We start from the raw sequence: 7,001 nt of genomic DNA, 5'->3' as shown, positions 1-7,001 counted from the left end.
AAGATAGACTGTTGCACAAAGATAAATTTACCTTCGTGCAACAGCCCCATTTATTGCACGTATAATCCTTCTTTGTTATAATGAAAGCGTTGTATACAGAAGAGGGGGGGACGGGATGATACGGCTGATCTTTTCGGATATGGACGGAACGCTGCTCGACGAGAACGGGAATCTGCCCACAGGGTTCGGGGCTATGTACGAACGGCTGCGTGCACGCGGCATCCGCTTTGCACCTGCGTCGGGGCGGCAGTATGCCTCTCTCATGCAGACGTTTGCCCCGTGGCGCGATGAGTTGATCTTTCTCGCGGAGAACGGGACGCTCGTGATGAAACGCGGCAGCGAGCTGTTTTCCCATCCTGTCGATCCATCGCTCGCGCTCGCTGTGATGCGGACGGGCGAGGGGCTGTTCGGTGTGCACTCCGTGTACTGCGGGAAAAAGTGTGGATATCTCCATGCGTCGGACAATACGGAGGATTTCCGTACGGAGCTTGCGAAATATGTGTCGGATGCGGCGGTGGTGGTGGACTTTGCCGCCGTCGACGACGTGCCGATTAAGATGGCGTTCTGTGATCCGACGGGCAATGCCGCGCAGACGATCTATCCCGCCATGCAGCAGTATGCGGATCGGATGCAGGTGACCCTCTCCAGTGCCGAGTGGGTGGATGTCTACGCGCAGGGCGTGAGCAAGGGTGTCGCCGCACAGCATGTGCAGGAGCGACTTGGGCTGAGCCCCGATGAATGTGCTGCGTTCGGCGACTATGGGAATGATCTGGAGCTCATGGATGCCGTGACGTACAGCTTTGCGATGGAGAATGCGATCCCTGCGGTCAAGGAACGTGCACGCTATCGAGCACCGAGCAATCGGGAGCACGGCGTCATGGCGGTCTGTGAACGCATTCTCGCGGGCGAGTTTGACTGAGGTGTGCCATGCGTTTTGACTATCATATGCACCTTGAATACGGCTCGTATGACGAGGCCTATGCGGAGGGATTCGTCCGCGCGGCGGCGGAGCGCGGCGTTCATGAGATCGGCTTTTCCGAGCACTCGCACACCTTTCCGGAGTTCGAGCAGCTCTACTACGACGACCTCATCTTGGACGACAGCTTTGTTGGCAGCTTTCAGCGCAAATGGCTGAAGACGAACAAGTTCAAGTACACGCTCGACGAATACTTTGCATTCATTGAAAAACTGCAAAAAAAGCACAAGGTACGCGCGGGCATCGAGGTCTGCAACTTCCAAAATCAGGAGGCGGTTGCAAAGATCCTCAAGGCGTACCCCTTTGACTATGTGATCGGGTCTGTGCACTTCCTGCGCGGATGGGCGTATGATACCGGCGCAATCAAAGCGGAGTGGGACAACCACCCTCTCGCGGACATCTACGAATGGTACACGCAGGAAGTGGAAAAACTCGCGGCAGCGGGTCTCTATGATGCGCTCGGACATCCGTTCAACATCCGCCTCTATCGTCACTTCCCCGATTTCGATGTCACGCCGTATCTGGAGCGTGTGGCACGGGCGATGAAGGCGGCGGAAATGATTGTCGACCTCAACACGGGGACGTATTACCGCTACCCCGTGGAGGAGTTCTCGCCATATCCGGACTTTATGCGCGTGGCACGGGCATATGAGCTGCCGCTCATCACGACCTCGGATGCACACAAGCCGGAAGACTGTGCGCGTTACAACGAGGAGGCGGTGCAGTACGCACGCTCCTTTGGATTCACGGAGCAGATTCATTTTACGGGCGCACGCGGGAGAGAGCGCGTCGCACTGGTGTAGGGAAGCAGCTGTGAGACAAGGAATGTTACCCTGAGAGGAGAGCATGAGATGAGCACAACGATACGCTGCAGCGCAGGGCTGCTGTTGACCTTTCTGTTCCTGTTTGCCGCATGTCCCGCTGCGCTCGCTGCGGACGCGCGTGCGTGGACGTGGCTGAGTTCGGGAGACAAGTATTCCAAATACTATGCCCCCACCTCTGTGCACGTGACGCAGCGCGTGACACCGCCGGGGCAGACGCAGGCCGTCGCGACGGAGATTACGGGCGAGATCAAGACCACGTTCACCTACGAGGGCGCGGAGGAGACCATCCGCAATTATAACATCGGACATGTGATCCAGAACCCGAGTCAGCTTTCCTATGCCGTTGCCGAGGTGCGTGTTGTCCCGCAGAGCCGCATCGTGCAGTACCTCAGCGAGACATTCTACGACGCTGCGGGCAATGTCCTCTGGTCAAAGGGGGAGGGCAAGGAGAAGGAGATGAACTCCCAACAGTTCGACGAGGAGTTCTATGCCGCGCTCGTTGACATGGTGTTCCATCAGGGGGAGATGGCACGTCTGCGCGCGGATGACCGCTGGATTCTCCTCTGGTCGGATGAAACCGCTTCGGGCATCAAGACGCAGGTGACGGCGGACACATCGACCATGCGCCGCGCAGGGGATAATCTGATCTTCTGGGCGTGGACAGAGGTGCGCGACGCAAACGGCAAGGCGGTCGAGATCAAATTTGACAAGCGTGCCGTCAACCTGCCGCAGGGGACGGAGCGTATTGTCACGGGGAAATACTGGTCGTCGACAGATGGCTGGCAGCCACTCGACGACGGCTATGAGGGCGCATACCGCATGATTGCGCGCGAGACTCCCGAGGAGCGCGGGCTCATCCGTCTGCGTGCCTTTGCCGACGGCTACAGCACATGGGTCGGACGCTATCGGGCACAGTAATGCGGACACTATGGGGGGCAAGAGGAAAGGGAATGGAACACAATGCCAATCAAGATACCGAACAATCTGCCTGCGACGAACGTCCTTGAGGGGGAGAACGTATTCGTCATGAATGCCGCACGCGCATACGGACAGGACATCCGTCCGCTGCGCATCCTCATTCTGAACCTCATGCCGATCAAGGATGTGACCGAGACGCAGCTCCTGCGCCTCCTCGGGAATACCCCCTTGCAGGTGGAGGTGGACTTTATCTACACGGAGTCCTACATTCCCTCGCATACCTCGCGTGACTATCTCACGGAGTTCTACGGGACGTTCGCCGAGGTGCGCCATAAAAAATACGACGGCTTCATCATTACGGGCGCGCCGATCGAGCAGCTGCCGTTTGAGCGCGTTGCATACTGGGACGAGGTCTCCGAGATCATGCAGTGGAGCCGCAAGCACGCCTACTCCACGTTCCACATCTGCTGGGGCGCACAGGCGGGGCTTTATTACCACTACGGCATCCCGAAGCATTGGGTGGATAAGAAGATCTTCGGTGTCTACGAGCACCGTACCTGCGTGCAGCATGAGCCCTTGCTGCGCGGCTTTGACGACATCTTCTACGTGCCTCATTCGCGCCATACGGAGACGCGGAGCGCGGACATCGCCCGTGTGCCCGAGCTGACGGTACTCTCGGAGGGCGATGCGGGAGCCTACATCATCGCGAACCTGCGCCGCCGTCAGTTCTTCATCACGGGGCACGCCGAGTACGATCCGATGACGCTCAAGGCGGAGTATGACCGCGACCTTGCGGCGGGGCTCAACCCGGACATTCCGTGCAACTACTACCCCGAGGACGATCCGAACCGTGCGCCCGTCGTGCGTTGGCGCAGCGTTGCCCACCTCCTCTTTGCGAACTGGCTGAACTACTACGTCTATCAGGGAACGCCGTACGAGCTGGACAGCCTCGACAACGCGGACGACTGGGAGCTGCATTCGGGGCTCTGAGTGCTTCCTCTATTCAGCAAAAATTCAGTTTTTTGGTCTAGCATAGGAAGCAAATCATTTGATGGGAGCGATGATGCGTGCGAAAAAAATTGGGGGCGGCACTCCTCCTCTGCGGCTTTCTGTTGATGGGAACACGTCCCGCCGCTGCCGAAGAGATTCCAAAGCACATCTACGAATGGGTGCAGTCAACGGCACGGCAGGGATATTACTTTAATAAGGAGCAGATTCAGTATGCGGTGGACGCACACGGCTACATCGATCTCACGAAGATTGTTGTTCCGACGCTCCGCATCTACGACGATATCCAGATTCAGGATGTTGTCTCAAAGCGACGTTGGCGGATGCTGCCGCTCGACGGCTACAGCGACCTCTCGGGCGCAGCGGAGTATCTGATGATCGACCTTGCTGCGGGCGTTGTGCACATCACGGTGCATGAGGATCTGGACAGCGGATGGGGCACACTCTCGCGCGAGGAGAATGCGAAGGAGATCACCCTTGCCGCGCTTTCGGAGAAGGATGTCGAGAAGAAGTTCTTCGATGCCATCATCCACTACGCCGCTGCAAATCAGGATGCGCTCATCCATCGTTCGCGCGGTATACTTAGCGACGCGGATCGCAGGGCACTCGAGGAAAAGAACCATCCGGAGCTCCAACAGAGCGATAACACCCATGATAAGAACGCAAAGAAGGACAAGAAAGAAAAGAAAAAGAAGAAAGAATAGCAAAGATACTGCCGTCCGCACTGTGTGGGCGGCAGTTCTTTTTTGTAGCTTTTTCCGTGAAAACAAGGTATAATAGGCATAGGGAAGCACTGATAAATTCAGCACTGCCATCTTGGTACATCTTTTCCGCCCGCTCTGTGTCGACAAATCCTCCACATAGCTCTTGCTATGCGTCCGGTTTGTCTCCTTGACCGGACGGAAAATCTGTACCAATCTGACAGACTTCATTTTATCAGCGATTCCCTAGGGAAGCACTGATAAATTCAGCCGCGCCATTTGGACGCACGTCATTTTATCAGCGATTCCCTCGGAACTACCAGCAAAGGAAGGGACACCGCATGACAGATAAGGAATGGATGCAGCTTGAACTCAACCGCATGGTAAAGGCTGAGGGAGGAAAGGTCAGCGTCGAGCGCATGACCGAGATCGTTTCGGAGCTGAATCAGCGACTGCGCGAGAATCCGAATCTGCCGCGTGAGGTGAATACGCTCACTGCGGATGAACTGATCGCACGCGCACGAAAGAAGACAGGGGAGGAGCGCTACCGCATCATCAAGCGGGTTCTGTGCATGGAGCCGGACAACATCACGGCAGCGTGCATGCAGATCGAGTATCTCGCCAAGAATGCCGATGACCGCATCCACTACTACGAGGATCTGACGCGCAAGGCGACAGCACGGCTTCAAGCAGAGGGCGTATTCTCCGAGGAGAACATCGGCAAGTTCTGGCAGCTGCCGGCAACGAAGCCCTATATGTTCCTGCGCCTGTCCTATCTCGAATCACTCATCGGGGCACGCAAGCTGCGCCTTGCGGCAAAGGAGTGCGTGGAGATGCTGCGCCTGTCCGAGCTCGATGCACTCGGACGCCGCTATCAGCTCATGTTCATCTATTCGGCAATCGAGGAAGGCGATGCGGCGATTGAGCTCTATCAACGCTACGAGGAGGGGGTGGCGATGATGTATCTGCCGCTCACAATGCTGTTCTATCGTCTCGGCAAAATGAAGATGGCGCGCAACTTCCTCAAGGAGCTCTCGGCCGTCAATGTGGACACGGAGGCATTCTTTGAGCGCGGGGTAAACGGGGACTTGCCCAAGCGTGCGCCGGGACGCTACGCCGGATCCTTCGCCATCGGCACGATGGAGGAGTTCGGGGAGGCGGTGACAGACAACGGCTTTGCCTTCGTCGGCATGGATGCATTCTTTGCATGGGGACTCAGCGAGCTGCGTGGGGAGCAGGAGAGTGCCTGAGAGCCGTCACTGTTTCGCTTTGATGGCTCCTCGTCTTCTCCTGCCCGTGTGAAATGTCGGGGGGCATTCCGCACGGGAGCTATGACACCAGCAGTTTCTGCGAAGACGGCGACGAGAAATACATCGGGATGGTCGTCTCAACACACAATTTTCAAAAGCACGTGGCACTGCTGCGATCGATGCCATTGACGGTATCGGTTTGATTGCTCCGGCGCCATAGACACGGGGGACATATGCACTGCGGACAGAGCAGGGCAGATATGGAGGGGACAAATGGGACTTTTTGACGGATTCCAAGGCGGTGAAAATGCCGCCGTAATGGGAATCAGAGACGCGCTCAAGGAAGAACTTGACCGCAACGAATGGAACTACGAAATCAGTGATGAGAGCGAAGATGGTCATCAGGAAACCTATTTCTACATGAGAAACGAACTCGAGAACGACGAACCGATCACGGCGGTCATCGTCGTCCGCGAGTACGACAGTGTCGATGGCTTCATCAAAATCAAGCTCTACGATATCGCCTATCTTGAGGATGAGGAGGAGCGTGCGGAGCTCCTCGCAAAGATCAATACGTGGAACAGCGAGTTCCGCTATGTGAAAATCTGCCTCGACCGCGATCAGGATGTCGTGCTCGACATCGATCTGCCGCTGGATCTCCACAAGGGGACGTTTCAGGCGGACAGTGTGATGGCGATGATGGCAGTCGGTATGCGCATTGTGGAGAACATCTATGACGATCTGATGAACCTGTGCACGCGGGGGCATCAGCCGCGTGCGCAGGAATAGACGGAGCGGATTCCGAAATACGCATCTTGAATGGAGGAACCCATGGGACTTTTTGACGGCTTCAGTGGAAGCGACGAAGGGCTCAAGAACAGCGCATTTGAAGCGATCAAGGCGGAACTCGACAAGCAGGATATGAAATACGGCGAGGACGAAACCGAGGACGGCGAGGAGCAGATCATCCGTATGCGGCAGCAGCTCGACAACGGCAGCGTCGTGAGCATTGCCGTCGTCGTTACGGAGAAGGGCGACACGAACGACTTTATCAAGATCAAGTACTTTGGTCTGGTGCGCCTCGATGAGAACTCGGATGAAAAGGTATTCCACGAAAAACTCAACGAGTGGAACAGCCAGTATCGTTATGTCAAATTCGTTGTGGACGATGAGCGCGATGTCGTCGTCGACATCGACCTGCCGCTCGATCTGCACGTTGGCGTGTTCCAGGCGGACAGCTTCATGGCGATGGTCGGCGTCGGATTGCAGGTGCTTGAGGAGGTCTACCCCGAGCTGATGAAACTGCGCTGGGCATGATCTTGCA

Annotated in this window: 8 protein-coding genes and 1 pseudogene; 8 read left to right on the top strand and 1 reads right to left on the bottom strand. The window is 56.6% G+C overall.

The genetic code is table 11. From position 1 onward, the window contains the following. The first annotated feature begins 115 nt into the window (after positions 1-115). The 5 genes from ACO6BQ_RS05410 (at position 116) to ACO6BQ_RS05390 (ending at position 4,430) form a co-directional block, all read left to right on the top strand. Entirely contained in the window at positions 116-919 is an 804-nt protein-coding gene (locus ACO6BQ_RS05410) for a Cof-type HAD-IIB family hydrolase (RefSeq protein WP_489119893.1), read from the top strand. A gap of 8 nt (positions 920-927) precedes the next feature. Then, on the top strand, positions 928-1,779 hold the full coding sequence (locus ACO6BQ_RS05405; protein ID WP_489119892.1) for a histidinol-phosphatase: 852 nt from the start codon (positions 928-930) through the stop codon (positions 1,777-1,779). A gap of 48 nt (positions 1,780-1,827) precedes the next feature. Next, positions 1,828-2,718, top strand: coding sequence for a hypothetical protein (locus ACO6BQ_RS05400; RefSeq protein ID WP_489119891.1), 891 nt, complete (start codon positions 1,828-1,830; stop codon positions 2,716-2,718). 42 nt (positions 2,719-2,760) lie between these two features. After that, positions 2,761-3,708, top strand: a complete 948-nt coding sequence (gene metA, locus ACO6BQ_RS05395) for a homoserine O-acetyltransferase MetA (protein WP_489119890.1) — start codon at positions 2,761-2,763, stop codon at positions 3,706-3,708. Positions 3,709-3,785: 77 nt separating this feature from the next. Beyond that, positions 3,786-4,430 (top strand): hypothetical protein, encoded by a 645-nt coding sequence (locus ACO6BQ_RS05390; protein ID WP_489119889.1) that lies wholly within the window; start codon positions 3,786-3,788, stop codon positions 4,428-4,430. An 81-nt stretch (positions 4,431-4,511) separates the two neighbouring features. On the opposite strand, the pseudogene ACO6BQ_RS05385 reads toward ACO6BQ_RS05390, so the two are convergent. Then, a pseudogene (locus ACO6BQ_RS05385) lies at positions 4,512-4,658 on the bottom strand (ABC transporter substrate-binding protein); the annotation flags it as partial. A 110-nt stretch (positions 4,659-4,768) separates the two neighbouring features. On the opposite strand from ACO6BQ_RS05385, the gene ACO6BQ_RS05380 reads away from it, so the two are divergent. From ACO6BQ_RS05380 to ACO6BQ_RS05370, 3 genes are all read left to right on the top strand, one after another. Then, on the top strand, positions 4,769-5,677 hold the full coding sequence (locus ACO6BQ_RS05380) for a hypothetical protein (RefSeq protein WP_489119888.1): 909 nt from the start codon (positions 4,769-4,771) through the stop codon (positions 5,675-5,677). 273 nt (positions 5,678-5,950) lie between these two features. Beyond that, positions 5,951-6,466, top strand: coding sequence for a YbjN domain-containing protein (locus tag ACO6BQ_RS05375; RefSeq protein WP_489119887.1), 516 nt, complete (start codon positions 5,951-5,953; stop codon positions 6,464-6,466). Positions 6,467-6,508: 42 nt separating this feature from the next. Further along, positions 6,509-6,994, top strand: coding sequence for a YbjN domain-containing protein (locus tag ACO6BQ_RS05370; RefSeq protein ID WP_489119886.1), 486 nt, complete (start codon positions 6,509-6,511; stop codon positions 6,992-6,994). The last annotated feature ends 7 nt before the right edge of the window (positions 6,995-7,001 follow it).

Source organism: Centipeda sp. (in: firmicutes) (genome assembly GCF_057271695.1).
The sequence above is the reverse complement of the archived record's forward strand: the minus strand, read 5'-3'. Positions and strand labels throughout refer to the sequence as shown.